This window comes from Pseudomonas edaphica, from assembly GCF_005863185.1.
Classification (GTDB): Bacteria; Pseudomonadota; Gammaproteobacteria; order Pseudomonadales; family Pseudomonadaceae; genus Aquipseudomonas; species Aquipseudomonas edaphica.
This window is the reverse complement of record NZ_VBVZ01000799.1, coordinates 1-2,425: the sequence shown is the minus strand read 5'-3', so window position 1 is coordinate 2,425 and position 2,425 is coordinate 1. Positions and strand designations below refer to the sequence as shown.

At 63.5% G+C, this 2,425-nt stretch carries 2 protein-coding genes and 1 pseudogene; all 3 read left to right on the top strand.

Translation table 11 applies throughout. From position 1 onward, the window contains the following. A pseudogene (locus FEM54_RS30600) lies at positions 1–232 on the top strand (ABC transporter substrate-binding protein); the annotation flags it as partial. Positions 233–235: 3 nt separating this feature from the next. Beyond that, the gene (locus FEM54_RS30595; RefSeq protein ID WP_017137550.1) at positions 236–1,003 is read left to right on the top strand and encodes an ABC transporter ATP-binding protein; all 768 of its coding nucleotides are present in this window, start codon (positions 236–238) and stop codon (positions 1,001–1,003) included. A 12-nt stretch (positions 1,004–1,015) separates the two neighbouring features. Then, positions 1,016–2,410, top strand: a complete 1,395-nt coding sequence (locus tag FEM54_RS30590; RefSeq protein WP_138454067.1) for an FAD/NAD(P)-binding protein — start codon at positions 1,016–1,018, stop codon at positions 2,408–2,410. Positions 2,411–2,425: the final 15 nt, after the last annotated feature.

The following is a 2,425-nucleotide window of genomic DNA, read 5'->3' as shown; positions in this document are numbered from 1 at the left end:
CCTTAAAGACATGGGCTATCTGGGCCTGATGCAGAACCTCAAGCTGTCGTGCCGCGACCACGAAGGCGGCGGCTCGGCGCGTGTGCAACAGTGGGACGGCGCCAACTGGACGCTGATCAGCGACTGGATCGCCGCCGACCGTGCGCTGCTGCGCCCGCTGATCGATGAAAAGTCCGCCGCGTTTGCCAAGGAAAAAGGCCTGACGCCGCGTACCTGCACCGGGGATGAATAAGCCATGAGCCAGCCCGCCGCTGAACCTGCGAGCCCGTCACTGTTAAACGTCAATGACATCGAAGTGATCTACGACGGCGCCATACTGGCGGTGGCCGGGGTCTCGCTGCACGTGCCCAAGGGCGCCATCGTGGCGTTGCTGGGTGCCAACGGCGCCGGCAAAAGCACCACGCTCAAGGCCATTTCGGGGCTGGTACGCGCCGAGCGCGCCGAAGTCAGCCGTGGCGTGATCGAGTATGCCGGCCGCGACCTGGCCGGCATCGACCCCAGCCAACGGGTGCGCCAGGGCATGGTCCACGTATTGGAAGGCCGCCATGTGTTCGGCCAACTGAGCGTGGAAGACAACCTGCGCAGCGGCGGCTTTGTGCGGCGCCTGAGCCGCCAAGACATGGAGCACGACCTGGAGCGTATCTACGCCTGGTTCCCTCGGCTCAAGACCAAGCGCCACACCCGCGCCGGGCTGACCTCCGGCGGCGAGCAGCAAATGGTCGCCATTGGCCGCGCGTTGATGACTCGGCCGACTTTAGTCTTGCTCGACGAGCCTTCCATGGGCTTGGCGCCGATGATCGTGCAGGAGATTTTCGCAATCATCGCCCAGCTTAACCGCGAGCAACAGGTGAGCTTCCTGATCGCCGAGCAGAACATCAATGTCGCGCTCAACTATGCCTCCCACGGCTATGTGCTGGATACTGGGCGCGTGGTTTTGAGCGGCAGTGCGGCTGAACTGCTGGCGCGGGGTGATTTGCATGATATTTATCTGGGCAAACAGTAAGGGCGAATGTGCATGACTGAATCCATCCGCAACGCTGATGTGCTGATCATCGGCGGCGGCTTGAGCGGCACCATGCTGGCGGTGCAACTGCTGCGCCAGCCTGGCAAGCGGCAGATCCTGGTGATTGAACCACGCGAGGAACTTGGCCGTGGCGAGGCCTACAGTGCCGTCGAACTGGGGCACACCCTGAACGGCAATGCGGCGCGCATGAGTGTCGACCCGGACAACCCCGATGACTTGACCCAATGGCTCACCGACTACATCGGCGCTGGGGGCTGGCCGGAGTCGAATCAGCAGCCTGTACCCATCAGTGAGTTGTTCCCGCCACGCGGGATTTTTGGCGTGTATGCGCAACAGCGTCTGGCTGAGGCCAAGGCGCTCTCGGCTTCCACGGTCGAGCATATTCGTGCCGAGGTGGTCGACTTGCAAGTGGAAGGGGACTCTACTCGGCTGACGCTGGATGACGGCCAACAATTGCGCGGTGCCCAGGCCGTATTGGCCACTGGCATGTTCCCGGCGGCACGCACGCCGCAGACCGAATCCAGCGGCTTGAATGCAGCGGCAGTGGACCCGTGGGACGTCAAGGCCATGCGCCAGATCGAGCCGCAGTCGACGGTGCTGATCATCGGGTCCGGGCTTACCATGGTGGATGCCGTGGTGTCCCTGGAGCAGGCCGGCCATCGTGGGCCAATCGAGATATTTTCGCGCCACGGCCTGCTGCCCCACGTACGCCGGCAACCGCCGAGCTGGGTGGACTTCCTGGCCGACGACCACAACCTGCGCAGCCCTCGACAGTTGCTGCGCGAGGTGCGGCGCCAATGCCAACTGGCGGTGGAACAGGGCATTGATTGGCAAGCGCCGCTGGACACGGTGCGAGCGCATATCGGCCGCTTGTGGAGCCAGGCCAGTGAGCGCGAGAAACGCCAGTTCGTGCGCCATGTAAGGCCGTGGTGGGAGAGCCATCACCATCGCTCGCCGCCATTGAGCGCGCAGTTGGTGGCGCGGTTGCATGCAGAAGGACGGCTGCGGATTCAGGCGGCGTCGTTCAAGGGGCTGGTGGCGTCGGACAACGGGGTGACGATCAAGCTGCGACGGCGCGGCGAACAAGCCGTCACTCAAGTGTCGGGCGCTGCGATGATTAACTCCAGCGGTATTGAGTACGACTGGCGGCGAGTGGCCAAACCGCTGCCGCAGCAGTTGCTCAAACGTGGGTTGATCAAGCCTGGGCCGTTGGCGTTGGGAATTGCGGCGGATACATCAGGTGCAGTGCTGGATGCTCAAGGCCAGGTCAGCCAACGCCTGTTTGCCATGGGCCCGCCCTTGCGGGGGATGTGGTGGGAGAGCACGGCAGTCACCGACGTGGCGATTCAAGCCAAGGCCCTGGCCGCCAAACTCACCTCAGCATGAATGCTGTCTCTTATA